The 24,863-nt window shown below is 70.3% G+C and carries 22 protein-coding genes; 7 read left to right on the forward strand and 15 right to left on the reverse strand.

Annotated elements, in window-relative coordinates; genetic code table 11:
* The first annotated feature begins 104 nt into the window (after nt 1–104).
* The 4 genes from HDA43_RS07955 to HDA43_RS07970 are packed head-to-tail and all read left to right on the forward strand — an operon-like array spanning nt 105 to nt 3,506.
* Nucleotides 105–1,094 (forward strand): ABC transporter substrate-binding protein, encoded by a 990-nt coding sequence (locus HDA43_RS07955; RefSeq protein ID WP_179819097.1) that lies wholly within the window; start codon nt 105–107, stop codon nt 1,092–1,094.
* On the forward strand, nt 1,091–1,867 hold the full coding sequence (locus tag HDA43_RS07960) for an ABC transporter permease (protein ID WP_312873097.1): 777 nt from the start codon (nt 1,091–1,093) through the stop codon (nt 1,865–1,867). Before HDA43_RS07955 ends, HDA43_RS07960 begins: the two co-directional genes overlap by 4 nt.
* Nucleotides 1,864–2,655, forward strand: a complete 792-nt coding sequence (locus HDA43_RS07965) for an ABC transporter permease (RefSeq protein WP_179819098.1) — start codon at nt 1,864–1,866, stop codon at nt 2,653–2,655. The genes HDA43_RS07960 and HDA43_RS07965 overlap by 4 nt, the downstream gene beginning before the upstream one ends.
* Before the next feature lie 23 nt (nt 2,656–2,678).
* Nucleotides 2,679–3,506 (forward strand): ABC transporter ATP-binding protein, encoded by an 828-nt coding sequence (locus HDA43_RS07970; RefSeq protein WP_179819099.1) that lies wholly within the window; start codon nt 2,679–2,681, stop codon nt 3,504–3,506.
* A gap of 345 nt (nt 3,507–3,851) precedes the next feature.
* Here the strand turns inward: HDA43_RS07970 and HDA43_RS07975 are convergent, their stop codons facing one another.
* The 7 genes from HDA43_RS07975 to HDA43_RS08005 all read right to left on the reverse strand — a co-directional run bounded on the left by HDA43_RS07975 (nt 3,852) and on the right by HDA43_RS08005 (nt 12,631).
* The gene (locus HDA43_RS07975; RefSeq protein ID WP_179819100.1) at nt 3,852–5,108 is read right to left on the reverse strand and encodes a flavin-dependent oxidoreductase; all 1,257 of its coding nucleotides are present in this window, start codon (nt 5,106–5,108) and stop codon (nt 3,852–3,854) included.
* 136 nt (nt 5,109–5,244) lie between these two features.
* A complete protein-coding gene (locus tag HDA43_RS07980; RefSeq protein WP_179819101.1) occupies nt 5,245–5,784 on the reverse strand; it encodes a GTP-binding protein in 540 nt (179 codons plus the stop codon).
* Between the two features lie 7 nt (nt 5,785–5,791).
* Entirely contained in the window at nt 5,792–6,193 is a 402-nt protein-coding gene (locus HDA43_RS07985; RefSeq protein ID WP_179819102.1) for a DUF742 domain-containing protein, read from the reverse strand.
* Between the two features lie 9 nt (nt 6,194–6,202).
* Nucleotides 6,203–6,625 carry a roadblock/LC7 domain-containing protein gene (locus HDA43_RS07990; protein WP_179819103.1) on the reverse strand — a complete coding sequence of 141 codons (423 nt, stop codon included), beginning with the start codon at nt 6,623–6,625 and terminating at the stop codon, nt 6,203–6,205.
* Nucleotides 6,622–9,747, reverse strand: a complete 3,126-nt coding sequence (locus tag HDA43_RS07995; RefSeq protein ID WP_179819104.1) for a nitrate- and nitrite sensing domain-containing protein — start codon at nt 9,745–9,747, stop codon at nt 6,622–6,624. Before HDA43_RS07995 ends, HDA43_RS07990 begins: the two co-directional genes overlap by 4 nt.
* A gap of 122 nt (nt 9,748–9,869) precedes the next feature.
* Nucleotides 9,870–11,276, reverse strand: a complete 1,407-nt coding sequence (locus tag HDA43_RS08000) for an aminobutyraldehyde dehydrogenase (protein ID WP_179819105.1) — start codon at nt 11,274–11,276, stop codon at nt 9,870–9,872.
* Between the two features lie 83 nt (nt 11,277–11,359).
* Nucleotides 11,360–12,631 (reverse strand): glycosyltransferase, encoded by a 1,272-nt coding sequence (locus HDA43_RS08005; protein WP_179819106.1) that lies wholly within the window; start codon nt 12,629–12,631, stop codon nt 11,360–11,362.
* Between the two features lie 127 nt (nt 12,632–12,758).
* On the opposite strand from HDA43_RS08005, the gene HDA43_RS08010 reads away from it, so the two are divergent.
* Nucleotides 12,759–13,367 carry a TetR/AcrR family transcriptional regulator gene (locus HDA43_RS08010; protein WP_179819107.1) on the forward strand — a complete coding sequence of 203 codons (609 nt, stop codon included), beginning with the start codon at nt 12,759–12,761 and terminating at the stop codon, nt 13,365–13,367.
* Here the strand turns inward: HDA43_RS08010 and HDA43_RS36345 are convergent.
* The 4 genes from HDA43_RS36345 to HDA43_RS08035 are packed head-to-tail and all read right to left on the reverse strand — an operon-like array spanning nt 13,361 to nt 17,604.
* On the reverse strand, nt 13,361–14,830 hold the full coding sequence (locus HDA43_RS36345; RefSeq protein WP_312873098.1) for a polyamine ABC transporter ATP-binding protein: 1,470 nt from the start codon (nt 14,828–14,830) through the stop codon (nt 13,361–13,363). The two genes, HDA43_RS08010 and HDA43_RS36345, sit on opposite strands and share 7 nt — an antisense overlap.
* Nucleotides 14,830–15,603 (reverse strand): ABC transporter permease, encoded by a 774-nt coding sequence (locus HDA43_RS08025; protein ID WP_179819108.1) that lies wholly within the window; start codon nt 15,601–15,603, stop codon nt 14,830–14,832. Before HDA43_RS08025 ends, HDA43_RS36345 begins: the two co-directional genes overlap by 1 nt.
* Entirely contained in the window at nt 15,596–16,477 is an 882-nt protein-coding gene (locus tag HDA43_RS08030; protein ID WP_179819109.1) for an ABC transporter permease, read from the reverse strand. Before HDA43_RS08030 ends, HDA43_RS08025 begins: the two co-directional genes overlap by 8 nt.
* The gene (locus HDA43_RS08035) at nt 16,474–17,604 is read right to left on the reverse strand and encodes a polyamine ABC transporter substrate-binding protein (protein ID WP_312873099.1); all 1,131 of its coding nucleotides are present in this window, start codon (nt 17,602–17,604) and stop codon (nt 16,474–16,476) included. The genes HDA43_RS08030 and HDA43_RS08035 overlap by 4 nt, the downstream gene beginning before the upstream one ends.
* A gap of 130 nt (nt 17,605–17,734) precedes the next feature.
* On the opposite strand from HDA43_RS08035, the gene HDA43_RS08040 reads away from it, so the two are divergent.
* Nucleotides 17,735–18,883: a phosphotransferase gene (locus HDA43_RS08040; RefSeq protein ID WP_179817688.1), complete on the forward strand. Its 1,149-nt coding sequence runs from the start codon at nt 17,735–17,737 to the stop codon at nt 18,881–18,883.
* 543 nt (nt 18,884–19,426) lie between these two features.
* Nucleotides 19,427–20,380: an SIS domain-containing protein gene (locus HDA43_RS08045; RefSeq protein ID WP_179819111.1), complete on the forward strand. Its 954-nt coding sequence runs from the start codon at nt 19,427–19,429 to the stop codon at nt 20,378–20,380.
* A gap of 115 nt (nt 20,381–20,495) precedes the next feature.
* On the opposite strand, the gene HDA43_RS08050 is transcribed toward HDA43_RS08045, so the two are convergent.
* From HDA43_RS08050 to HDA43_RS08065, 4 genes are read right to left on the reverse strand one after another with little or no spacing between them, the layout of a single operon-like run.
* Nucleotides 20,496–21,053: a GTP-binding protein gene (locus tag HDA43_RS08050; RefSeq protein ID WP_179822957.1), complete on the reverse strand. Its 558-nt coding sequence runs from the start codon at nt 21,051–21,053 to the stop codon at nt 20,496–20,498.
* A gap of 10 nt (nt 21,054–21,063) precedes the next feature.
* Nucleotides 21,064–21,426: a DUF742 domain-containing protein gene (locus HDA43_RS08055; RefSeq protein ID WP_179819112.1), complete on the reverse strand. Its 363-nt coding sequence runs from the start codon at nt 21,424–21,426 to the stop codon at nt 21,064–21,066.
* 27 nt (nt 21,427–21,453) lie between these two features.
* Nucleotides 21,454–21,876, reverse strand: a complete 423-nt coding sequence (locus HDA43_RS08060; protein WP_179819113.1) for a roadblock/LC7 domain-containing protein — start codon at nt 21,874–21,876, stop codon at nt 21,454–21,456.
* Complete coding sequence (locus tag HDA43_RS08065) at nt 21,873–24,821, reverse strand: sensor histidine kinase (RefSeq protein ID WP_179819114.1); 2,949 nt, start codon at nt 24,819–24,821, stop codon at nt 21,873–21,875. Before HDA43_RS08065 ends, HDA43_RS08060 begins: the two co-directional genes overlap by 4 nt.
* Between the last annotated feature and the right edge of the window lie 42 nt (nt 24,822–24,863).

The following is a 24,863-nucleotide window of genomic DNA, read 5'->3' on the forward strand; positions in this document are numbered from 1 at the left end:
TCCGCTAAGCTGGCGCGCCGTTGCGCCGCAGCCCCCTCTGACATGGGCTCTAATGACCCTCATACGAGCGGAGCGCGGATTCCCCCCTCAGCTAAGGAGACTCCATGAGGACCGGACGTGCCGTCCGTAACGCCCTCATCGGCCTTGTGGCGGCTCTCGCCCTGGCCGCCTGCGGCAGTTCGGGCACCGACGAGGCCAAGCCCGCCGCGGGTGGCGCCGGCCTGGAGAAGACCAAGCTCAACATCGGCGTCGTCCCGGTGCCCTCCTCGGCCCCCCTCTTCATCGCCAAGGAGAAGGGCTTCTTCAAGGCCGAGGGTCTGGAGATCTCGACGGAGACCATCCAGGCTCCCCAGCCGGTGATGCCGAAGATCCTCAACGGCGGCATCGACGCCTTCCTGACCAGCTACGTCTCGCTGATCACCATCACCGACTCCGGCATGGCCAAGCTCAAGATGCTCGCCGAGTCGCAGCAGGGCGCCCCCGGGGTCAACGGCGTCGTGGTCACCAAGGACTCCCCCATCAAGGAGCCGAAGGACCTCAAGGGCAAGAAGATCGCGGTCAACACGGTCAAGGCCCTCGGCGAGGTCACCGTCAGCGCCCAGCTGAAGATCCACGGCCTGGCCCCGAGCGACGTCACCTTCGTGCCGGTGCCCTTCGCCGACCAGCTCACCCAGCTCAAGGCCGGCACCGTCGACGCCGCCTGGCTCACCGAGCCCTACATCTCCGCCGCGCAGAAGGACCTCGGCGCCCGCCTTCTGATCGACACCCTGTCCGGCCCGACCGAGAACCTCCCGCTGGACGGCTGGGCGACCACCGCCGACTGGATCACGAAGTACCCGAAGACCGCCGCCGCCTTCCAGCGCGCGATCGGCAAGGCGCAGCAGATCGCCGCGACCGACCGGCAGGAGCTCAACAAGGTCATCCCGACCTTCACCCAGATCCCGGCCGAGGCCGCCTCGACCATGGCGATCGGCACCTTCTCCACCTCGCTCAACGCGACCCGCATCCAGCGCGTGGCCGACCTGCTGAACGAGTTCCAGATCACCAAGAACAAGATCGACGCCACGACCCTCGTGGCGGCGCCCTCACAGTGACGAACGCAAGAAGGACACTCCGCGGCGTCCTCGGCGTCGCGGGGTTCCTCCTCGTCATGGAGGCGCTCGGCCGGACCGGGATCATCGATCCCTACCTGATCCCCCTCGCCTCCACCATCCTGACCGGCGCCGCCCGGCTCCTCGCGAACGGCGAGTTCCTCTCCCAGGTCGGCGTCACCCTCTCGTCCTGCGCGATCGGCCTGCTGCTCGCCGCCGCGGTGGCCGTGCCGCTCGGCACGGCGATGGGCACCGTGCCCGCCGTCGAGCGCTCGCTGAGGCCGCTGGTGGAGTTCCTGCGGCCGATCCCCTCGCTGGCCCTGCTGCCGCTGGCGATGTTCCTGTTCCTGTCCGGCGAGCAGGGCAAGATCGCGCTCATCGTCTACACGTCCTGCTGGCCGCTGCTCATCAACACCCTGTACGGCCTGCGCGACGTCGACCCCCTCGCCAAGGAGACCCTGCGCTCCTTCGGTTTCGGCTCCTACGACGTCGTGCGGCTGGTGTCGCTTCCCAGCGCGGCGCCGTTCATCACCACGGGCGTGCGGATCGCGGCCTCGGTGGCCCTCATCGTCGCGGTGAGCGTGGAGCTGGTGGCCGGCGGGGACGGCATCGGGGTCTTCGTGACCCAGGCCGCGTCGGGCAACCGCCGCGATGTGGTGCTCGCCGCCACGCTGTGGACGGGGATCATCGGCCTGCTGGTCAACTCGCTGCTGGCCAAGGCCGAGAGCCGGCTGTTCCGCTGGCACCGGGCCCGGGCCGGGGAGGAGGCGCTGTGAAAACGATCGTGTCGCGGATCGCCTGGCTGTGGATCCTGCCGGTCGTCCTCGTCGCCTGGGAGGTGTCCACCCGCGCCGCCCAGGCCGTCTACTTCCCTCCCCCCTCGGTCATCCTGGCGCGCCTGCACGAGCTGTGGTTCTCCGGGCCGGCCGCCCACGTCTTCCTCACCGACGAGGCGGCCCACCACCTGCTGCCCAGTCTGGGCCGGCTGGTGGTCGGCTGGGCCGGCGCCTGCCTGGTCGCCATCGCGGCGGGCGTCGCGCTGGGCCGTTCGGCGGTGCTGTGCGACGTCTTCAGCCCGCTGATCCACTTCTTCCGCTCGGTGCCTCCGCCCCTGCTGATCCCGATCTTCATGACCATGACCGGGATCGGCACCCCGCTCCAGCTCACCGCCATCGTCTTCGGCGTCTCCTGGCCGGTCCTGCTCAACTCGCTGGACGGCGCCCGTTACGTGGACCGGCAGTACCTGGAGACGTGCGAGGTCTTCGGGATCTCCAGGTTCCGGAGGCTGACCAGGGTCATCCTCCCCGCGGCGTCACCCAAGATCTTCGCGGGGCTGCGGATCAGCGTCGCGCTGGCGCTGATCATGATGATCCTCTCGGAGTTCATCGGCAGCACCGAGGGGATCGGCTACCGCATGCTGGTCGCCCAGAGCGAACTCGACGTCCCCACGATGTGGACCGCCATCGTCCTTCTGGGGATCCTGGGTTTCGTGCTCAACGCCGCGTTCCTGCGCTTCGAACGGCACGTGCTCACCTGGCACCGCGGCGCCCGCAAGACCGACTGACACCAAGAAGAGGTAATCCGGACATGCTGGAGATCAGCGACCTCACCCATTCCTACGGGGCGTACCAGGCCCTCGGCGGGGTGAACCTCACCGTCGCGGAGGGCGAGCTGGTCTGCGTCGTCGGGCCCTCCGGATGCGGGAAGTCGACGCTGCTGCGGTCGATCGGGGGGCTGCTGCGCCCCACCGGCGGCCGGGTCCTCGTGCAGGGGCGCCCGGTGGAGAAGGTCCCCGACGACCTGGCCATCGTCTTCCAGGACTACAGCCGCTCGCTGTTCCCCTGGATGACCGTGGCCGACAACGTCTCGCTCCCGCTGCGCCGCAGGGGAGGCGACCGCAGGTCGCGCGCCGCCGCCGCGGTGGAGGCGCTGGAGCAGGTCGGCCTGCCCGCGGCGGCCGGGAAGTACCCGTGGGAGCTGTCGGGCGGCATGCAGCAGCGGGTGGCCATCGCCCGCGCCCTGGCCTACAAGCCCGCCCTGATGCTGATGGACGAGCCCTTCGGGTCGGTGGACGCGCAGACCAGGGAGGACCTGGAAGACCTGGTGCTTCAGGTCCGCCGCTCCTCCGGGATGACGATCGTGCTGATCACCCACGACATCGACGAGAGCGTGTACGTGGGCGACCGGGTCGTGGTCCTGTCGAAGTCCCCGGCGACGGTGGTCGGCGACCTGCGGGTCGAGCTCCCCGAGCCGCGCGACCAGATCGCCACCCGGGAGCACCCCGACTTCGTGCACCTGCGCGCCGAGGTCGGCCGCCTGGTCCGCGGCATGCGGAGCGGCGAGCCGGCCGCCGCCCCCGAGGCGGAGGCCGCCTCTCCCGAGCAGGAGCCGGCCCCCGCCGCCCCGAAGGCCTGACGGACCGGCCGGTGAGGACGCGCGCCCGGACGGGCACGCGCCGCATCACGCCTTTTGAATGATCATTTAAAAAGCGAGAACTCTTTCCCCGGGACGGAAGTGCTGGTCCCGGGGTTTTTCATATCCCGTTCCACTATCGGCGTTGAATTAACCCGTCCGGCCGGTACCTGATTCCGGATCGTGACGAATCCGATGTCCGGCGGTCATCCGGAAAACACGGTGAACCGGCTGCCGGCGAATGTCCACGGCACGCGACGGAATCGACGGCCGGCAGCCGACGGCCGTCGCCGGACGCGGAACCGGCGGTCGGAAATCCGGCACAGGCCCGCGGGAATTCCCCGGACGTCAGGTCACCGGATTCCCGACGCTCCACGAGGGCCGCTCGTTGAGGAACGCGACGTCCATGTCCGTCATGCGCCGCTGCCCCTCCGCCATCTCGGCCAGCTCGGCGGGGGTGAGCACCTCGGAGACGTCGCCGAAGCCGTACGGCGCCCGCTCGGCGACCGTCGCGATGGTCCGCTCCATCGGCATCTCGCGGTTGGCCAGCACCAGGGGCGTGGTGGCGGGCCGCCGCTCCTCCTCGTAGGCGGCCAGGCCCGCGGCGGGCCCCAGGACCGCCAGGTGGCGGGCCAGGATCCGGGCGTCGAGGACCGCCTGGGACCCGCCGTTGGAGCCGACGGGGTACATCGGGTGGGCGGCGTCGCCCAGCAGGGTCGCCCGGCCCCGGCCCCAGGAGGGCAGCGGCTCCCGGTCGACCATGGGGTACTCCAGGATCCGGCCGGCCCCCGACAGTAGGCCGGGCACGTCGAACCAGGGCAGCTTCCAGTCCGCGAAGTGCGCGAGCACGTCCTCCGGCCGGCCCTGCCGGGTCCAGTCGGCCACGGGTGCCGCCTCGCCTCCCTCGGCGACCTTCACCTCGGCCACCCAGTTGATCCGGGTCCGGTCGGATGAGACGGGATAGGCGACGAACTTGCACGAGCGGTTGGAGCCGGCGATCAGCATCGTGGCGCCGTCCAGGAACGGGCGGCTCCGGGTGATCCCCCGCCACATCCGGATGCCGCTCCACAGCAGCGGCCCGCCGGACGGGTGCAGCCTGGCCCGCACGGCCGAGTGCAGGCCGTCGGCGCCGACGAGCGCGTCAGCGGTGATCCGTACCGGCTCGCCGGTGCGGGCGTCCCGCAGCGAGGCGGTGACCCCGTCCGGCCCCTCGGCGAGGTCCTCGAAGACCAGGCCGGTCATGACCGCCCGCTCGCCGAGCCGCTCGCGGACCGCGGCGAGCAGCGACATCTGCAGCTCGCCGCGGTGCACGGAGTACTGCGGCCAGCGATAGCCGGCGGCCCTGCCCCGGGGCAGCGACAGGATCACGTTGCCGAAGCGGTCGGCGTAGACCTGGCGGGCGGTCGGGACGCCGATGGCCGCCAGCTCGCCGCCCAGCCCTAGCTCGGTGAGCTCCCTGACCGCGTGCGGCTGGAGGTTGATCCCGACGCCGAGCGGCCTCGGCTCCGGAACCGACTCGGCGACCACGCAGCCGATCCCCGCGGCGTGCAGACTGAGGGCCGCGGTGAGACCGCCGATACCTCCGCCGATGACCAGTACGCGCATGGCTCTCCCCGTTCGCGCCGGTTTTCCGGAACCCCTTCGTCATCGGGGCCGCGTGCCGCGGGGTTACGGCACGGACCCCGCCCCGGACCGCGGGGCCGTACGGCCTGGCGATCCGGGACGGGGCCCGTGCCTCGTGTCACACCCTCAGCGTGAGGACGTGCTCCACCAAAGTGATCAGGGTCGCCTTCACCGCGTCCCGGGACCGGGCGTCGGTCCGGACGACGGGGATGTGCGGGGAGATCGTCAGGGCCTCCCGCACCTCCTCCTCGGCGTGGATGTGCGCGCCGTTGAAGCCGTTGAGGGCGACGACGAAGGGCAGCCCGGCCTCCTCGAAGTAGTCGATCGCCGGGAAGCTGTCGGCCAGCCTCCGGGTGTCGACCAGCACGATCGCGCCGATGGCGCCCTTGACGAGGTCGTCCCACATGAACCAGAACCGGTGCTGACCCGGCGTACCGAACAGGTACAGGATCAGGTCACGGTCCAGCGAGACCCGGCCGAAGTCCATGGCCACCGTGGTGGTCCGCTTCGTCGGTATGTGCGAGAGGTCGTCTACCTCCGCGCTGGCCTCGGTCATCACCGCTTCCGTGGTCAGCGGCATGATCTCGGAGACCGCGCCGACGAAGGTCGTCTTGCCGACGCCGAATCCTCCGGCCACGACGATCTTCGTTGACGTCATTCCGGCGTCAGAGCCTGCGAAGCCCACTGAGCACCCTTTCAAGCAAGTTGAGATCCGGCTTTCCGGCATCCAGCGACGGCTGGTGGATCTGCACCAGGCCCTCGGCCGCCATGTCCGCGATCAGTACTCGGGTGACGCCCAGCGGCATGCGCAGCAGAGCAGAAAGCTCCGCGACCGAGCGCACCTGCTGGGACAACGAGATGATCGCCTGATACTCCGTGGAGAGCGTAGCCGAATCCACGCTCACGAATGTCGCCGAGGAGACCAGTGCCTCGAGCGCGAGCTGCATCCGGGGCGCGGTTCTTCCACCGGTCACAGCGTACGGGCGAATCAGCCGGTTCCGCCCGCTCTTGGCCTGGGGCGGGGCGGGAGATTCGTCTCCCTGGCCGCGCCAACCTGGTGCGTCCATATCACCTCCCTATCGCTGGGCCGACTGCAGCTCGGCCCGCAACGCGGGCGTGAGCGCCTGTCCGGCACGCTCAGCCAGCAACGTCATCTGGTAGGCCACCAGGCCCATGTCACAGTCCGGCGAGGCCAGCACGGCCAGCGCGGACCCGTCGCTGATCGACATCGTCAGCAGGAGGCCCCGCTGCATCTCGATCACGGTCTGGACGACCGGGCCGCCCTCGAAGACCCTGGAGGCTCCCTGCGTCAGGCTGATGAGGCCGGCGGTGATCGCGGCGAGCTGGTCGGCGCGGTCCTTGGGGAATCCCTGGGAGTAGGCCAGTGGGAGGCCGTCCGCCGAGACGATCACGGCGTGGGCGACCCCGGGCATCTCCTTGACGAACTCGGTGATCAGCCAATTGAAGCCCCGAGCGGCCTGACTGAGTTGGTGGTTCACTGCTTCTCTCTTTCGGCGGCGTTCAGCCGCTCGTTCATCTCAGCACGGCCCTGGCGGATGCCCTGCTGGAAACTGGAAAGACGGCTGCGCACCCGCTCCGCGGAGAGCGGGGGGATCGGCGGGGGCGAAGCCTGGGCGGGAGCGGCGGATCCGGGGACGAGGTTGGCCTTCGGCACCCGCTTGGGCAGGCCCGAGCCGGTGACCCCGCCCAGCGACGGCTTGTCCACCGCCTTGGCGGCGGCCCAGCCCTCGTCGGCGGGGCTGCTCCACGGGGTCCTGTCGACGGACCTGGGCTTCCGGACGGGCAGCGGTTCCTCGACGGAGGGTTCTGGCCGGTCGTCCGCCGTCTTCTCCGGTTCCGGGTCGGTCTCGCCGAGGTCGGGCGGGGACTCCTGCTCGACGAAGGCGCTGCTGCGGAACCAGTCGGAGCCCACCGCCGCGAAGATCGGCAGGAACTCCTCCGGCTCCGGCTCCGTGGCCGACACCTCGACCGCGGGCAGGAACTGGGTGTTCTCCGCGGGCTCCCTGAGCGGCGGGGACCAGGGGTCGGCGGGCGGCATCTCCGGCCAGGACGGCGAGGGAGCCGAGGGCGTCCGGGGCGGCTGCCCCGCCCCGGGCCGTCCCGGCCCGGAGGGCTGTCCCGGAGCCTGGGTGGGCCGCGCCGACGGGAAGGCCGGCGGTACGGACGTCAGCGGCGACGACCACAGGTCCTCCACCGCGGAGGCCGGGACCACGGGCGCCGACCACAGGTCGGCCGTCGGGGAGGCGGCGGGCGGCTGCGCGGCCGGCGGCCGCTCCGGGGTGGAGGGCTGCGCGGGCGTGGCGGGCTTGCGGGGGGAGTCTCCCCAGCCGGCCCCGAACGGGTCGGGGCCGGCGTCCCCGGGTGTGCCGAAGATCGAGGAGGTGTCGCTGAACGAGCCGCCTGCGGATCCGCCACCGAACGGATCGGCGGAGGGCGCGCCGCCGAACGGGTCGGCGACGGACGTTCCGCCGAACGAGTCCTGGGCGACCGAGGTGCCGCCGAACGAGTCCGGGGCGACCGAGGTGCCGCCGAACGAGGTCCCGCCGAAGGCGTCGGAGAAGGAGGTGCCGCCGAACGACGACTGGGAGGCGCCCGGGCCCATCAGGGCCAGCTCCGGCATCGAGGACTGGGCCACCACCTGCGGGGGCAGCATGACGACGGCGCTCAGGCCACCGCTCTCCGGGCGGCGGAGCTGGACGCGGATGCCGTGGCGCATGGCCAGACGGCCGACCACGAACAGGCCCATCCGGCGGGACACCGACAGGTCAACGGCGGGAGGCTCGGCCAGCCTGCGGTTGGCCTCGCTGAGCTCCTCGTCGCTCATGCCGATGCCGGCGTCACTGACGGCCAGGATGACGGCGCCCGTCTCGTTGGTGTTGCTGCTCACCGTGATCTTGGTGTCCTGCGGCGAGAAGAAGATGGCGTTCTCGACCAGCTCGGCGATCAGGTGGACGATGTCGTTGACGGCCGAGCCGATGAGCGAGACGCCGCCCTCGACCCGCAGCGCCACCCGCTCGTAGTTCTCGACCTCCGACAGGGAGGCGCGGACGACGTCGCTCAGCGGGACCGGCTCGCTCCACCGGCGGCTCTGCTCCTGGCCCGCGAGGACCAGCAGGTTCTCGGAGTTGCGGCGCATGCGGGTGGCCAGGTGGTCGAGCTTGAACAGGTTGGCGAGCCGGCCCTCGTCCTGCTCACCCTGCTCCAGGTCGTCGATGAGGTCGATCTGCCGTTCCACGAGCGACTGGGTGCGCCGGGAGAGGTTGACGAACATCGCGTTGACGTTGCTCCGCAGCCGGGCCTCGTCGCCCGCCAGCCGGATCGCCTCGCGGTGGACCTCGTCGAACGCGCGGGCCACTTCCCCGATCTCGTCGCGGGAGGCCACCCCGATGGAGGGCACCTCGACGTCCGGGGCGTGGTCGCCGGACTCGCGCAGCGCGCGGACCGTCTCGGGCAGCCGGGTGTCGGCCACCTCCAGCGCCTCGCTGCGCAGCCTGCGCAGCGGCCGCACCAGCGTTCCGGCCACCCAGATGGTGATCAGCAGGATCAGGACCAGCAGGACGGCGATCGCGGCGCCGAAGATGATGGCGCTGCGCCGCTCGGCGGCCTCCAGCTCCTGGCTGCGGGCGACGACGGCGGAGGACATGCCGCGCTCGACCGAGCGCATGCCGTCCACCAGCGCCGAGGAGTTGTCGAACCAGTCGTTGATGCCCAGCGTCCGCGGCAGACCGCGGTTCTCCCGCAGCCGGGACAGGGCCAGGGTCTCCCGCATCCGGGACATGACCAGGGCGCGCGCGGCGTCGGCCTGGGCGGCCTTGGGGGTGTCGGTGGCGTTGTCGAAACGCTTGACGTCGGCGGGCGAGGCGGCGGCGCGGAAGGCTGCGACCTGGTTCAGCTGGTTCTGCCAGGCGCCCAGGAACTGCGCCGGGTCGTCGAAGTCGAAGCGCCCCTCGATGCGGCCGACGAGCAGGATGCCGCGCAGCCGGGACGCCTGCTCCCTGGCCTGGGTCAGCGCGCCCAGCGCGAGCGCGTCACCGATCAGGCGCTCGTCGCCGCCGCTCCGGCCGAGGTCGTCGTTGAGGGTGGTCAGGTCGTCGATCATGCGCGAGTACATGTCGAAGGACGCGCGCGGCAGGATGCCGCCCTCGGTGAGCGGCTTACGCAGGCCGGGCAGGCCGCGCAGCCAGTTGCGCATCTGCGTCGTCTCGGCGCGGACGCGGGCCGGCTGGTCGGGGCTGAGCGCGTCGATCGTGGCGAGCACGTCGGCGCGGGTACGGTCCACCTCCGCGCGCTGCTCCCGGACCTTGGCGAGCCTGCGGCCGCTGCGGCGGTCGGCGATGTACCAGGCGGTGAGGTCGCGCTCCTCGGCCAGCTCGTAGGACAGGGTGCCGAGCTTGTCGACGAGCGTGGCGACCTCGGTCATCCTGCGGTACGCGGTCGCGCCGGACAGCGAGCCGGTGAGCTGGAGCCCGCCCAGCAGCACGGCGGCGGCCGTGGGGAGCATGATCAGAGCGACCAGTCGCGGGCGTACTCGCCAGTTCGACGGCAGCAGTCTGCTCCCGGCGGTCGACGCGCGGCGGCTCCGGCGGTCTTGTGTCTTCACTGGCCTACGTAACCCCTCGCCGGATTCGGATGCGGCGCAGACAATTTGAACACATCCTTTATTTCACTTCGAATGGCGTAAATGCTGCTATATCGCCATAAAAAGGACAAAACACCGGGCTGTCACGCGGGCCGAAAAGAGGCCCTGGCCTCGGGGTCCTGGTGCTTGATCATAAGGTGCCGCGTGACCGAATACTCCTGTACGGCCTCTTGGCTCATGTCCTTGCCGAAGCCGCTCTGCTTGACCCCGCCGTGCGGCGCCTCCGAGGCGATCGGCAGGTGGTCGTTGACCCACGTCACGCCCACGTCGAGCCGGTGCGACACGCGCAGCGCCCGCGCCACGTCCCGCGACCAGACCGACGACGCCAGGCCGTAGGGGGTGTCGTTGGCCAGGCGGACCGCCTCGTCCTCGCCGTCGAAGGGCAGCACCACCAGCACCGGACCGAAAAGCTCGCCCCGCACGATCTCGCTGTCCTGGCGGGCGCCGGCGATCAGCGTCGGCGGGTAGTAGGAGCCGGGACCGTCGAGGGGAGCGCCGCCGCAGAGCACCGAGGCGCCCTCGGCCGCCGCCCGCTCGACGAACCCGTGCACCCGGGCCCGGTGCCCGGCGGAGACCAGCGGGCCGATGTCGGTGGCGTCGTCCCAGGGGTCGCCCACCCTGACCTGCGCGAGCGTCTCGCGGAGTGCCTCGACGGCCTCGCCGTACACCTCGCGGGAGACGTAGACACGGGTCGCGGCCGTGCAGTCCTGCCCGCTGTTGTAGGTGGCGCCCATGGCCACCCCGCGCGCCATGTCGGCCAGGTTCGCGTCGCCGAAGACCAGCGCCGGGGCCTTGCCGCCGAGCTCCAGGTGGACCCGCTTGAGCGAGCCGGCCGCCCCGCGCATGACGGCCCGGCCGGTCTCGGTGGAGCCGGTGACGCTCACCATGTCCACATCCGGGTCGCCGACCAGCGCCTCGCCCACCTCGGCGTCGCCGAGGACGACCTGGAGCAGCCCCTCGGGCGCCCCGGCCCGGGCGAACAGCTCGGCCAGCCGCAGCGTGGTGCCCGGCGTCTGCGGCGCGGGCTTGATCACCACGCCGTTGCCCGCGGCCAGGGCCGGGCCGACCTTCCACACCGCCATCACGAGGGGGAAGTTCCACGGGGAGATCGAGGCGACCACGCCGATCGGGCGGCGGACCAGCACGGAGGTGTAGCCGGAGCTGAACACCCCCGCCCCGGTGCCGTCCAGCGAGCGGGCCGCGCCGGCGAAGAAGCGGAGGTTGTCGGCCGCGAACGGCAGCTCGCCGTCGCGGAACACCGCCGCGGGCTTGCCGGTCTCGGCGACCTCCAGCCGGGTGAGCTCCTCGGCGTCGGCCTCGACGAGATCGGCCAGGCGCAGCAGCACCTTCGCCCGCTCCGCCGGGGTGGCCTCGCTCCACTCCGCGTACGCTGCCCGCGCCCGCCGTACGGCGGCGGCCACCTCCGTGACGGGGGTGTCGGCGACCTCCCGCAGAAGCTCGCCGGTCGCCGGATTGATCAACTTGCCCATGGTCGTTTCCTCGTGGTGGTGTGCGGGGTTTCCTGGCCGTCCCGCCCGGCCCCTCGGGTGGAGGGGCCCGGCGGGGGCGGACGTCAGGCTCCGGCCCGCTCGATCAGGTCGGCGGCCCTGCGCAGGCCGTCGCGGCGGCGGATCTCCTCGCCGGCCGCGGCCAGGCGCTCGCGGAGCGCGGTGTCGCCGAGCAGCCGCTCCAGCGCGCCGGTCAGCTCCTCGTCGGTGAAGGTGTAGGTGCCGAGCCGCACGCCGTAGCCGAGCTCGTGGACGCGCTGCGCGTTGTCGTACTGGTCCCAGAACAGGGGCAGCAGGATCATCGGCTTGCCGAAGTGCAGCGCCTCGGTGGTGGTGTTGTTGCCGCCGTGGGTGATGACCAGGTCCACCATCGGCAGGATCGTGGTCTGCGGGACGGTCTCGGCGCCCCACATGTTGTCGGCGAGCTTGATCTCCTCGTGCAGCGGGCCCATGGAGACGATGAAGCGGTACGGGGTGGTGGCCAGCACGTCGATGACGCGCTGCATCAGCTCGACGTCGGCCGAGCCGAGCGAGCCCAGCGAGAAGTAGACCAGCGCGCCGTCCCGGGAGGCCAGCGACTCGGGCAGCTCGAACTCGGCGTCGGTCTCGCGGACCGAGGAGTCCAGGCGGTGCCAGCGCTCGTCCAGCGGCCGGGCGTCGGTGTAGTCGGCGATCTCCGGGTAGACGTAGAGGTTCAGGTCGCCCTCGTGGATGAAGTCCAGGTCGGGCAGCGGCTCGGTGCCCTGCTCGACGCACCACTCGTTGAAGGCGCTCCACAGCTCCCGGTGGGTGCGGTCGTACTCGGCGCGGAAGGCGTCCCACTCCGAACGGTCACCGGAGGGCAGGCCGGAGAAGACCGGCGGGATGTTCTCGCCGCGGGCCTCAAGCGGGTTGCACGAGACGATGCGGACGAACGGCTTGCCCGCGGTCAGCAGCGCCGGAAAAGTGATCACATTGTCCTCGACGATCACATCCGGCCTGACCCGCTCGATAATCTCCTTCAGCTGCGGCTCGCAGTACTTCACACCGTCGATCAGGGCTTCCCAGATCGGCTTGGTCACCGTCTCCAGCTGTTCGGCGGTCGTCTTGCGGTATTCCGGCGCGGTGTCGCGGATGAAATCCTTCCAGAACTGCCCGGCGTCCTGCTCCTCTTCGGCCGGCGGCGCGAGGTCGACCAGGTCCTCCTCGAATCCGAGCGCTTCCAATTTGCCCTTCCAGGACGCCTCAGCTGCGAAGACGACCCGGTGACCGCGCTTGCGGAGAATGTCACCGATGCCGATGCAGTTGTTCGTCGGCCCGTAAGCGCTCTCCGGCATGAACAGGATCGTGAGCGACATCACGCCTCCGTATGTTGTGGTGTTCGGGGCTTTGAAGAGTGATTCAATTCTGTGTCTGGCTAAATCGCCAGAAAGGGGTCACCATGGACCCCGGGCTCACAGCTTTCTTTTCAACGAGCGGGGTATCATGACGCGCAAGAACCGGGCGGATCGGCGGCTCGATCTCATAGCGGCCGCGCACCGGGCGATAATCCGGCACGGCACCGACGGAGTCCACCTCAACCACGTCGCCGAGGAGGCCGGGCTGACCTCCGGGGCGGTGCTTTACCACTACCCCCAGCTCGGGGACCTGCTGGTCGACGCCCACCACGCGGGGATGGAGCGCTTCTACGAGCAGCGGCTGAAGCGGATCGCCGGCATGCGCGACCCCGTCGAGAAGCTCGTCGTCACCATCCGCTCCGGCCTGCCGCACGGGCCGGACGACCCCGACGTGCGGCTCCTCAACGAGCTGGGCGGGGCGGCGCCGCGCAACCGGATGTACGCCCTGCTGCTCACCACGCTCTACGACCGCCAGGTCTCGCTGTACCAGAGCATCCTGGAGACCGGGGCCGCCCTGGGAACCTTCACGCTCGCCGACGACTCCCTGGTCATCGCGCGCAACCTGGTCGCGCTGGAGGACGCGTACGGTTACCGCATAACGGCCCGCCACCCGGTGATCGGCCCGGAGGAGGCGGCGGAGCTCATCCTGGCCTACGCCCGGACCGCGACGAACAACCCGCTCAAGACGTCTCATTGAGGCACCAGAACCCCGTCGTCCGCCGCCCAGTGGAGGGCCACCGCCGATCCCGTCCGGACCCTGGTGGCCCCCTGGGCGGCGACCAGGACCGGCGCCGGGCGTCCCGGCACGACGACGGAGATGTGCGAGACGCCTCCGTAGAAGCTGACGTCGGCCACCTTCCCCCGCAGCACTCCCCCGCCCTCCGGGGCGCCGGAGTCCTTGGAGCGGTCCGGCGCCTCGCCGGGGTCGTCCCCGGACCCGCCCTCGGAACCTTCCGCGGCGTCCCCGGAGCCCTCTGAGGGTCCGGCGGCATCCTCCGGTTCCGCGCTCTCCGCCGTCTCCGGCTCCTCCGTGCTTTCCGGCTCCTCCGCGCTTTCCGGCTTCTCCGAGACCGGCTCCTCCGAGACCGCCTCTTCCACGCTTTCCGCCGTCTCCGGCTCCTCCGTGCTTTCCGGCTCCTCCGCGCTTTCCGGCTTCTCCGAGACCGGCTCCTCCGAGACCGCCTCTTCCACACTTTCCGCCGTCTCCGGCTCCTCCACGCTCTCCGGCTTCTCCGAGACCGGCTCCTCCCGCGGAGACTCCGCCGCGGGCTCCGGGGACTCCGCCGGTTCCTCCGGGGACTCCTCGTCGGGCACGCCGAAGTCCTCCAGCCGGATCCGTTCCGGCCGTACGGACAGCAGCGCGGGAGTCCCCTCGGGCAGGTCCCCCGTGCCGGGCAGGACGCCGAGCGCGCCGCCGTCCAGGCCACCGTCGTGGACCGCGCCCTCGAAGAGGTTGCTGGCCCCCACGAAACCGGCGACGAACGGCGTGCGGGGCCGCTCGTACAGCGCCACCGGCTCGTCCACCTGCTCGACCCGGCCCGCGCTGAAGACCGCGATCCGGTCGGCCAGCGACATGGCCTCCTCCTGGTCGTGGGTGACCACGACGAAGGTGATGCCGACCTCGTGCTGGAGCCGCTTCAGCTCCAGCTGCATCTCCGCGCGGACCTTCTTGTCCAGCGCGGACAGCGGCTCGTCGAGCAGCAGCAGCCGGGGCCGCTTCACGATCGCGCGGGCCAGCGCGACCCGCTGCCGCTGGCCACCGGAGAGCTGCTGCGGCCGGCGCCCGGCCATCTCGGCCAGGCCGACCTTCGCGAGGACCTCCTCGACGCGCTCGCGGATCTCGGCCCGGGGTAGCCGCTCCCGCTCCAGGCCGTAGGCGACGTTCTTCGCCACGGTCATGTGCGGGAACAGCGCGTACGACTGGAACATGAGGTTGATCGGGCGGCGGTGCGCGGGCAGCGAGAGCAGGTCGGCGCCGTCGAGGGTGACGGCGCCGGAGTCGGGGCTCTCGAACCCGGCGAGGATCCGCAGCAGCGTGGTCTTGCCGCAGCCGCTGGGGCCGAGCAGCGCGAAGAACTCACCCTGCCGGATGTCCAGGGAGACCTCCGACAGAGCCGTGACCTCGCCGAACCGGCGGCTGACACCTGTGATCTGCAGCATTACGACAGAGACTCCGTCAGTCGGGTCATCCGCTGGGCCACGATCACCACGGTGAAGCTCACCGCCAGCAGCAGGGTCGCCAGCGCGTTGATCTCCGGGGTGACCCCGAAGCGGACCATTGAGTAGATGACGATGGGCAGGGTCGGCGTGGTCGGCGCCGCGGTGAAGAACGCGATGACGAACTCGTCGACGGACAGCGTGAACGCCAGCAGCGCGCCCGCGGCCACACCGGGCGCGAGCTGCGGCAGCGTGACGCGGAAGAACGTGGCCAGCGGCGTGGCGCCGAGGTCCCGGGACGCCTCCTCCAGGGAGGTGTCGGCGTGGGTGAGCCGGGTGCGGACCACCGCGGTGACGAACGCCATGCCGAACACGGCGTGGGCCAGCAGCACCGAGTGCAGCCCGAGCGTCATCTTGACCGCGGCGTAGAACACCAGCAGGCCGATGCCCAGCACGAGGTCGGGCAGCACGGCCGGCAGCACACCCAGCGCGTCCAGCACCCGCGACCTGGTGTGGCGGGCCAGGCCCACCGCGAGCAGGGTGCCGAGGACGGTGGACAGCACCGTGGACCCGGCGGCCACGACGAGCGTGTTGACCAGGCCCTCGCGGATGGTCGCGTTGCCGGCGAGCTCGCCGTACCACTTCAGGCTGAACCCGGCGAAGACGTAGGGCGACTTCCCGGCGTTGAACGACATGGCGACGAGCACCACGATCGGCGTGTAGAGGAAGACGTAGGTCACCCAGAAGGGCACGTACAACAGGCGCGGTCTACGCACGACGGGAACTCCAGGCCTGCAGCAGCAGCAGGACGATCAGTACGGCGAGCAGCGCCAGCGACAGCGTGGCGCCGAACGGCCAGTCGCGCGCGTTGAGGAACTGGTCGCGGATCAGGTTGCCGACCATGATCGATCGCCCGCCGCCGAGCAGTTCGGGGATGACGAAGTTGCCGAAGCTCGGCACGAAGACGAACAGGCAGCCGGTGACGATGCCCGGAAGAGTCAGCGGCAACGTCACCGACACGAACGTGCGGGCCGGCCGGGCACCGAGGTTGGCCGACGCCTCGCGCAGCTGCGGGTCGAGCTTCTCGATCGCGGCGTACAGCGGGAGCACCATCAGCGGCAGGTAGGAGTAGACCAGGCCGGTGACGATGGTGCCCTCGTTGTACAGCAGCTCCAGCGGCTTGTCGACCAGGCCGAGCTTCACCAGCGTGGAGTTGACCAGGCCGGGGCCGCTCAGTAGAACGATCCAGGCGTAGATGCGGACCAGGAAGTTGGTCCAGAAGGGCAGCACGATCGCCACCAGCGCGATCGTCTTCCACTTCCGCGGCAGCTGCGCGATCAGGTAGGCCGTGGGGTAGCCGACGAGCAGGGCGACCAGCGTGGCGAGCCCGGCCAGTTTCAGCGAGCCGACGACCACGTCGAGGTAGAGCGGCTCGAGCAGGCGGGTGAAGTTCTCCCCGGTCGCCTCGTAGACGACACCGCCGAACCGTCCCCGGCGGAACAGCGTGTAGCTGAGCACCATCCCCAACGGGATCAGCAGGAAGACGATCAGGTAGGTGAGGCCGGGGCCGAGGAAGGCCAGTCGTCCGATCACACGCGACCGGTGCGACCGCGAGCCCGCGGCCGCGCCGGAGACGGTGGAAGATGTCACTTCGCTGCCTTGACCTCGGTCTGGAGGCGGCTGAACTTGGTCGAGTCCTCGCCCAGGTCGATGATCGACTCACCCTGCAGGAGCTGGGCGGGGGTCATCTGCAGCGGGGTGTTGTCGGCCTTGAGCTTGGCGTCCACCTGGTCCATGGCGGCCTTGTTGGGCACCTTGTACAGGATGTTCTCCGCGGCCCAGCCGTGGATCTCCGGGCTGAGGATGTAGTTGATCAGCGCGTGGGCGGCCTCCTTGTTCTTGGAGGACTTCAGGATCACCATGGTGTCCACCCAGAGGTCGCTGCCCTCCTTGGGCACCACGAACTTGATGTTCTTCTCGGTGGTGGGGCACCAGCCGTCCCACGCCTCGACCATCACGGCCTCGCCCGACTTGAGCTTGTCGCCGAAGGTGGTGTCGTCGTAGCCGAGCAGGTGTGGCTTGGCCGCCAGCAGCTTCTCCTTGACCTTGGCCAGTTCCTCGTCGCTGCGGGTGTTGACCGAGTAGCCGAGCGCCTTGACGGCGGGCAGGGCCAGCCAGCGCTCGGTGGTCATCATCGTGACCTTCTTCTCGGCGTCGGCGGGCGGGTTGAGGATGTCGTTCCAGCTCGCCGGCGGCGTCTTCACCAGGTCGGAGCGGTAGCAGATGCCGGTGGTGCCCCAGGTGTAGGGGACGGAGAAGACGTTGCCCTTGTCGTAGGCCAGTTCCTTGGCCTCGGGGTAGAGGTTGGCGAGGTTGGGGATGAGCTCGGGGTGGAGCGGCTCCAGCAGCCCGGCCTCGTTGAGCGCCTGGGCGTACTGGCCGGAGACGAACGCCACGTCGATGCCGGTGTCGGCGCCCGAGGTCAGCTTGGCCATGGCGACCTCGTTGGTGTCGTGCAGCGTCACCTTGAGGTCGAACTTGAGCTTCTCCTTGACCTTCTCGGGAAGCTCCTTGGGCGTGTAGTCGGCCCACACGGTGACGGTGACGCTTTGTTTCGTCAGGTCGGCGTTCGGGTTGAGCTGTGCGGCCGCGGCGGTGGCGCCGGAGTCCGCGGCGGTGGTATCTCCGGAGCCTCCGCCGCAGGCGGATACGGCGAGGGCCAGGCCGGTGACCAGCACGGCGGCGGGAAGGGAACGAGGGGACCGAGCACGGAACACGGCCGCTACTCCTTCGGAATTCAGGTTAAGTGGGGCAGCCCGGCCGTAACGGACACGGCAGACCAAAGCAGGAGTGTTGCAGGCAAGAATATCTTGAGCAAGACTTTGCCCGACAACGTCACAGGGAAGTTTGATCAGTTTGTTAAATCCACGTTCAGTCTGGGAGCGTCTCAACGACGCGCCGCGGGCTGGTGACGGGCGAAGCAGCGAACTCATCAGGGCTCTGAACTGCAAGATTCCAGCCCCGTTCGCTGTCAGACGCTTCCATCCGCTTCCCTCGGCGGGCCTCGATGACTTTTCTACAGATATTCAACTGGCATCGGTTCCCGAGCCGTCTCCGGCGGCCGAGCGCGGCTTCGACGTCGACCAGACCAACCACTCCGTGATCGTCTCCGAGAGCGTCGTGGTCAAGTGGCTCACCCCGCCCGCGCCGCTCCCCGCGCCGACACCCGATGTTTTCGCCCACCTAACCGCAGTAGGGTTCACCGCCACGGCTATGCCCTACGCGGCGGTGTCCCGGCATGACGACGAGGGTGAGGTGCTACTCGCCCTCGTCACCGCATACCTGCCCGGCGCCTCGGATGGCTGGGAGTGGTGCGTGGACGAGGCGGTGGCCGACAACGCTGGCTTCGCCACCGAGCTCGGCATCTTGACAGCGGACCTGCATGCCGCGATGGCCACCCCGTCAGAGACCTTCCCCGACCCAGTACAGTACGTCCCGGCACACCCAGAGCCACACGCCCGCGCCCTGAGGGCTCTGCGGGAGGCGCTCGCGCTCATCGATGGCGAAGACGGCGCCTGGCTAATGGCCCGCGCGCAGGACTTCTTGGCCGCGCTCGACCCGCTCGCCCGGATCAGCAACGTCCCGCTGATCCGCATCCACGGCGACCTGCACGTGGGCCAAATCTTGCGCTGGCGGAACGGCTACGCCGTCATCGACTTCGACGGCAATCCCACGGTCACCGACGCTAGCCCTTTCCAGCCCGCGGCTCGTGATCTCGCCCAGTTGACCACTAGCCTCGAACACGTCAGCCAGGTCGCCATACAGCGTTACGACATCAATCCTTCAACTGCAGAGGAATGGACGAGCACCGCCCGAGACAGGTTAAAGTCGGCATACTATGCCCGCCTAGGAGAGCATGGTCAGTCCACCTTGCTGGATTCCTCCTTGCTGCGCCCCTTTGAAATCGAGCAAGAGCTCCGAGAGCTCATCTACTCCGCCCGCCACCTTCCACGCTGGCGCTATGCGCCGATGGGCGTCCTAAGAAGTTGGTTCTAACATAAAAAGCCGGGGCCATGCGACCAAACATAGCTGTGGTCGCATGGCCCCGGCGCAGCTCGAGAGCTAGCTCACATTCCGCTGCCGAACTCCATCCTTGCAGCTAGAAGCTTTCCTGCCCCACCGCAATTTACCGAAGAAACATCGTTCGCATAAGCCACCCAGTTTCCATATCTTGTGTATGTTCCACCCAGGTCACAGTCGCCCACTACTCGCATTCGCTCTTTGCCGCTGTAACCCGTGCAATAGGCCTCTGCCGACCCAAACGCCCCAAGCCATTTCGTCAACTTACAACCGCTGGCGGCATACGAAGTAGACACGGAACCAGCGACCAGAGCAGTACTAAGCGAAACAGTAAGTGATGCTACAGCCAGGACTTTCTTGAGCATGAATTTCTCCCCTCCGCCTTTCGTGGCACGAACTCCAATTAGGATGCCATTCTCTCCAGGTGCAGTCAAGATCTCATTTTGCTAGACCCGAGAAGGAAAAATTCCTTCATTCCCATTTTTAATATATAGTAAACCTGGCAATTAAGGAGAGAACGTGAACCCCGAGCTGTACCTCGCCGACCTGGAGGCCAAGCCCGCCGCGCTGACCGGGCTGGCGGACGCCCTGGAGGCCGGCGACCCGTTCGGCGCCCTGCCGCCCGCCGTACGGCGGGTCCTCTTCCTCGGCATGGGCAGCTCCCGCTACGCCGCCGGGGTCGCCGCGGCTCGCCTGCGGGCGGCGGGGATCGACGCGGTCGCCGAGTACGCCTCCGCCGCCACCTCCTACCCGCCGGACCCCGGCACGCTCGTCGTGGCGATCTCCGCGACCGGCGGCAGCCGGGAGACCCTCGACGCGGTCGCCCGCCACCGGGGCCGGTCGTTCGTCCTGGCGATGACCAACCGGGACGGCTCGCCCGTCGCCGAGGGCGCCGACCTGACGGTCCCCATGGTCGCCGGTGAGGAGCGCGGCGGGGTGGCCTGCCGCACCTTCCAGCACACGATCGCACTGCTGCTGGCTCTGCACGGCCGCCTGACCGGCTCGGGCCCGGACGTGCCGGCCCTGCTGCGCCGCGCCGCCGAGGCCGCCGCCGACCTGCTGGATCGGCGCGGGGAGTGGCTGGAGCGGGCCGCGGAACTGCTCGACGGCCCGCACGGGGTCTACACGATCGCCCCCGCCGAGCGGCTGTCGTCCGCCGAGCAGTCGGCGCTGATGTTCCGCGAGGGCCCGCGCCGGGCGGCCGACGCCTGCGAGACGGGCGACTGGGCCCACGTGGACGTCTACCTGACCAAGACCCTCGACTACCGGGCGATCCTGTTCCCCGGCTCCGCCTACGACGAGCAGGCCATGGACTGGATCCGGCAGCGGGGCTCCACCGTGCTCACCGTCGGCGGCGAACTGCCCGGCGCCCGGGACGCCGTCCGATACCGGCACGACGACGACCCCGGCGTCGCCCTGCTCACCGAGACGCTGGTGGCCGAGCTGGTCGCCGCCCGGTGGTGGATCGGCTGAGGACCGCCCGCGCGGGCCCGCGGGACGCACCCGCGGGCCGGCGGGGCACCGGCCGCCCACGCCGTACGGACGGCCCACGCCGTACGACGTGTCCGGCTCCGGCCGCGGGAGCCGGTCAGGCCGACATGCCGTGGCCCGCGCGGACCCGCAGAACGTGCTCGACCAGCGTGATGAGCGTGCGCTTGACGGAGTCGCGCGAGCGCGCGTCGATGGTCACCACCGGGACGTACGGCGCCAGCGCCAGCGCCTCGCGCACCTGCTCCTGGGAGTGGGGGAACTGCCCGTCCCAGCCGTTGATGGCCACGACGAAGGGCAGCCCGGCCTCCTCGAAGTAGTCGATCGCGGGGAACCCGTCGGCCAGCCTGCGGGTGTCGACCAGCACGACCGCGCCGATGGCGCCCTTGACGAGGTCGTCCCACATGAACCAGAACCGGTGCTGACCCGGCGTGCCGAACAGGTACAGGATCAGGTCCTGGGCCAGCGACACCCGGCCGAAGTCCATCGCCACCGTGGTGGTGGTCTTGTTCGGGGTCAGCCCCAGATCGTCGATGCCGGCGCTGGCGTCGGTCATCACCGCCTCCGTGGTCAGCGGAAGGATCTCCGAGACCGACCCCACGAACGTGGTCTTCCCGACGCCGAACCCACCGGCGACGACGATCTTCGTCGAGGTCAGGCCGCCGGAGTTAGAGCCTGCGAAGTCCACTGAGCACCCTTTCGAGCATGTCGAGATCCGGCTGCCCCTTCTCCAGCTGCGGCTGGTGCAGGCGGACGAGGCCCTCGTCCGCCATGTCCGCGACGAGCACCCGGGCCACGCCCAGGGGGACCCGCAGCAGGGCGGAGATCTCGGCGACCGACCGGAAGGACCGGCACAGCCTCATGATGGCGTCCTGCTCGGGAGTGAGCAGGGCGAGTTCCTCGTCCGTGACGAACGAGGACGAGACCAGCGTCTCCAGCGCCAAGTGGTAGCGGGGCTCGGCGCGGCCGCCGGTCATCGCGTACGGACGGAACAGGGGCTCCTCGTCCCCGGTCCCGTCGTTACCGATCATGGCCCTCTCCCGTGACGCGCGCGTTCATCAACGCCCCCGGGTGGACTGCAGCTCGGCCCGCAGGGCGGGGGTGAGCACCTGGCCGGCCCGGTCGACGAGCAGGGTCATCTGGTAGGCCACCAGGCCCATGTCGCACTCGGCGGCGGCCAGCACCGCCAGGCAGGAGCCGTCGCTGATCGCCATGACCAGCAGCAGGCCGCGCTCCATCTCGACCACCGTCTGGGTGACGGATCCGCCGTCGAAGACGCGGGACGCGCCCACGGTGAGGCTGAGCAGCCCGGCCGCCACGGCGGAGAGCTGGTCGGCGCGGTCATCGGGGAACCCCTCGGAGCTGGCGAGCCGCAGTCCGTCGGCCGAGACGCACACCGCGTGCGCGACACCGGGGGTGCCGCGGACGAACTCGGTGATCAGCCAGTCGAACCTGCGTGCCTCATGGCTCAGGGTCGTCACGAACCCTCCTCCTTATCCGCCGTCTTTCCGGCGGTGTCCTCGTACAGTTCGGCGCGACCGCGCCGGATCCCCTGCTGGAAGCTCGACAGACGGCTGCGGACCCGCTCGGCCGAGATCGGCGCCATCGGAGCGGCCGGTGCGGGCGTGCTCGTCGCGGCGCCCGGCACCAGGTTGGCCTTGGGCGTCCGCTTGGGCAGGCCGGACGCGGTCGTCCCCCCGAGGGCCGGCTCGCTCGCGGCCCTGGCCGCCTGCCACCCGGCGTCGGCGGGACTGTGCCAGCTCCCGTCGGCGGCGACCGGCTCGGCGGCGACCGGCTCGGCGGCGGGCATCCCGGCCGGGGGCGTGGGCCCCGCGGTCAGGGGGTCGTACGGCGCGGGCCGGCCGGCCGGGGCTGCCCCGGCGGCCGGGTGCGGCTCCGGGGCGTCCGGCCTGCGGAACCAGGCGGACTCGACGGAGGCGAAGATCGGCAGGTACTCCTCCTGCTCGGGTTCGAGCGGGGAGACCTCCACGACCGGCATCGGGGTGTTCACCGGCTCCTCATAGGACGCCTGCCCCCAGGAGGGGGACGGCTGGTCCCACGAGGGGCTCGGCTGGTCGAAGGAGGGGTTCGGCTGGTCCCAGGAGGACGCCTGTCCCCAGGGCGCGTCGTCCGTCGGCGCCTGGGCGGCGGCCTGGGGCCGCCGCCGCGGCAGCGGATACTCGCCGGTCACCGCCGGGTTCCGCGGCGGAGCGGACCGCCCGGACGGCGGACGGTCGAGGGAGGACTGCCCGAACGACGACTGCCCGAACGACGGCTGCCCGAACGACGACTGGCCGAAGGACGACTGGCCGAACGACGACTGGGAGACCGGCGACTGCCCGAACGACGGCTGCGAGACCGGCGGCTGGGAGACCGGCGACTGGCCGAAGGGGGACTGGTCGAACGGGGAGTGCCGCCCGGTCCGCGACTCACCGCCCCACGAGGGGGTCTGGGCGGGCTGGACCTGCTGGACGATGAGCTCCGGCGGGAAGAGCACCATGGCGATCAGGCCGCCGCCGTCCTGCGGCCGGAGCTGGACGCGGATGCCGTGCCGCAGGGCCAGCCGGCCGACCACGAACAGGCCCATCCGCCGCGACACCGAGACGTCCACCACCGGCGGGTCGGCCAGGCGGCGGTTGGTCTCGACCAGTTCCTCGTTGGTCATGCCGATGCCCGCGTCGCTGACCGCGAGCAGCGCGGCGCCGCCCTCGACCATGCTGCTGGACACCACGACCTGACTGGCCCGGGGGGAGAACTGGATGGCGTTCTCCACCAGCTCGGCGACCAGGTGGACGATGTCGTTGGCGGCGATCCCGGCCACCGAGATCGTCCGGTGCACCTTGACCTGCACCCGCTCGTAGTCCTCGACCTCCGACAGGGAGGCGCGCACGACGTCGACGAGCTTGGCCGGCTGGCTGCGCCGGCGGGCCGGCTCGTGGCCCGCGAGGACCAGGAGGTTCTCGGAGTTGCGGCGCATGCGGGTGGCCAGGTGGTCGAGCTTGAACAGGTCGCCCAGGCGCCCGCCGTCCTCCTCGCCCTTCTCCAGGCCGTCGATCAGCGAGATCTGCCGCTCCACCAGGGTCTGGGTGCGGCGCGAGAGGTTGACGAACATCGCGCTGATGTTGGAGCGCAGCTCCGACTCCTCCGCGGCCAGCCGTACGGCCTGGCGGTGGACCTCGTCGAAGGCCTTGGCGACCTCTCCGATCTCGTCCTTGGAGTCGACGGGGATGGGCTCCACCTCGGGGACCTGGCTGTCGCCGGAGACCCGCAGGTTGCGCACCACCTCGGGCAGCCGGTGTCCGGCGACGTCCAGGGCCTCGGCCCGCAGGCGGCGCAGCGGCTGGACCATCGACCGGGCGATGAGGACGGTGAGGCCGATGACCAGCGCCAGCAGGAGCAGGATGAGCGCGGAGGTGATGATCGCGTTGCGCTGCTCGGTGTCCTCCAGGTCGCGGGCGCGGGTGACCACGTCCCCGGCGACCTTGGACTCGACCTTGGCGATCTTGTCGATGACCGCGGCGTTGTCGGAGAACCACTGCTTGACGTCGTCGAAGTCGGTCAGCAGCCGGCCCTGGTGGCGCGGGTCGCTGGCCAGCACGATCGCCCTGGCCTTGGTCAGCTCGGCCCGGTGGACCCGCTCGTCGATCAGGGCGTTGGACAGGAGCTGGGCGTTGGCCGGGGTGGCCTCGACGGTGAAGTCCGCCTCGTACTCCTGCATGCGCGAGCGGGAGGCGATGAACTTCTCCAGCTCCTGGGCGTTGACCATCCAGGGCGCGTAGTAGCCGGACAGCAGCCGGGCGCGCTGCCTGGAGACCTCCTCCTTGGCGTAGGCCAGCGCGCTGAGCGCGCGCGTGTTGCCCACGATCTCGGGGTCGTCGCTGACCGCCGTGAGCTCCTCGTGGAGCTGCAGCAGCGGGGAGACCATGGTGCTGTACCGTTCCACCCGTATCGTCCCGGAGAGCCCGCGCAACTCCTTCAGCCCGGACAGCTGGTAGCGCACGTCCCTGGCGGCGTCGGCGGCCCGCCGGCCGTAGGAGTCGTCGATGTTGCCCAGGTCGGCCAGGACCTTTCCGACCTTGCCGTCCACGACCTCCATCTGCGCCTCGGCGCTCGACTTCAGCCCCTTGTTGCCGGGCTGGAACGAGGACCAGGCGAGCCGGTCGCGCTCCAGGCCGAGGGCCTGCGCGAGGTCGCGGATCCGGTTGCCGTACTCGGCGGCCGCGGCCGCCCGCTGGTAGCCGGCCACGCTCTCGACGGAGGCGTACACCCGGGTTCCGGCGAGCAGGACGCCCACCACGGTGGGCACCAGGATCAGGGCCGTAAGGCGTGACCGCACGCGCCAGTTGCGCAGGCTGAACCTCCCGCCGGCCCGCTTACCGCGGTCACGCGCCGAAGGACGGCCGCTGTCGGTTGTCGCCGTCGTCACGCTTTCGACACCTCTCACCTCACCGACGTACGTGGTCACAAT

Origin of the sequence: Streptosporangium sandarakinum, assembly GCF_013409935.1 — a bacterium.
Taxonomy (GTDB): Bacteria; Actinomycetota; Actinomycetes; order Streptosporangiales; family Streptosporangiaceae; genus Streptosporangium; species Streptosporangium nondiastaticum.

What these genes read in the sequence shown, in the direction of transcription:
- HDA43_RS08005 (WP_179819106.1), bottom strand. Translation starts at nt 12,631, where the DNA reads ATGTCGCTCACGATCCTGTTCATGCCGGAGAGCGCTTACGGGCCGACG.
- HDA43_RS07975 (WP_179819100.1), bottom strand. Translation starts at nt 5,108, where the DNA reads ATGCGCGTACTGGTCATCGGCGGAGGTATCGGCGGTCTCACCGCGGCC.
- HDA43_RS07985 (WP_179819102.1), bottom strand. Translation starts at nt 6,193, where the DNA reads ATGGACGCACCAGGTTGGCGCGGCCAGGGAGACGAATCTCCCGCCCCG.
- HDA43_RS07970 (WP_179819099.1), top strand. Translation starts at nt 2,679, where the DNA reads ATGCTGGAGATCAGCGACCTCACCCATTCCTACGGGGCGTACCAGGCC.
- HDA43_RS08000 (WP_179819105.1), bottom strand. Translation starts at nt 11,276, where the DNA reads ATGGGCAAGTTGATCAATCCGGCGACCGGCGAGCTTCTGCGGGAGGTC.
- HDA43_RS07955 (WP_179819097.1), top strand. Translation starts at nt 105, where the DNA reads ATGAGGACCGGACGTGCCGTCCGTAACGCCCTCATCGGCCTTGTGGCG.
- HDA43_RS36345 (WP_312873098.1), bottom strand. Translation starts at nt 14,830, where the DNA reads ATGCTGCAGATCACAGGTGTCAGCCGCCGGTTCGGCGAGGTCACGGCT.
- HDA43_RS08055 (WP_179819112.1), bottom strand. Translation starts at nt 21,426, where the DNA reads ATGATCGGTAACGACGGGACCGGGGACGAGGAGCCCCTGTTCCGTCCG.
- HDA43_RS08010 (WP_179819107.1), top strand. Translation starts at nt 12,759, where the DNA reads ATGACGCGCAAGAACCGGGCGGATCGGCGGCTCGATCTCATAGCGGCC.
- HDA43_RS07980 (WP_179819101.1), bottom strand. Translation starts at nt 5,784, where the DNA reads ATGACGTCAACGAAGATCGTCGTGGCCGGAGGATTCGGCGTCGGCAAG.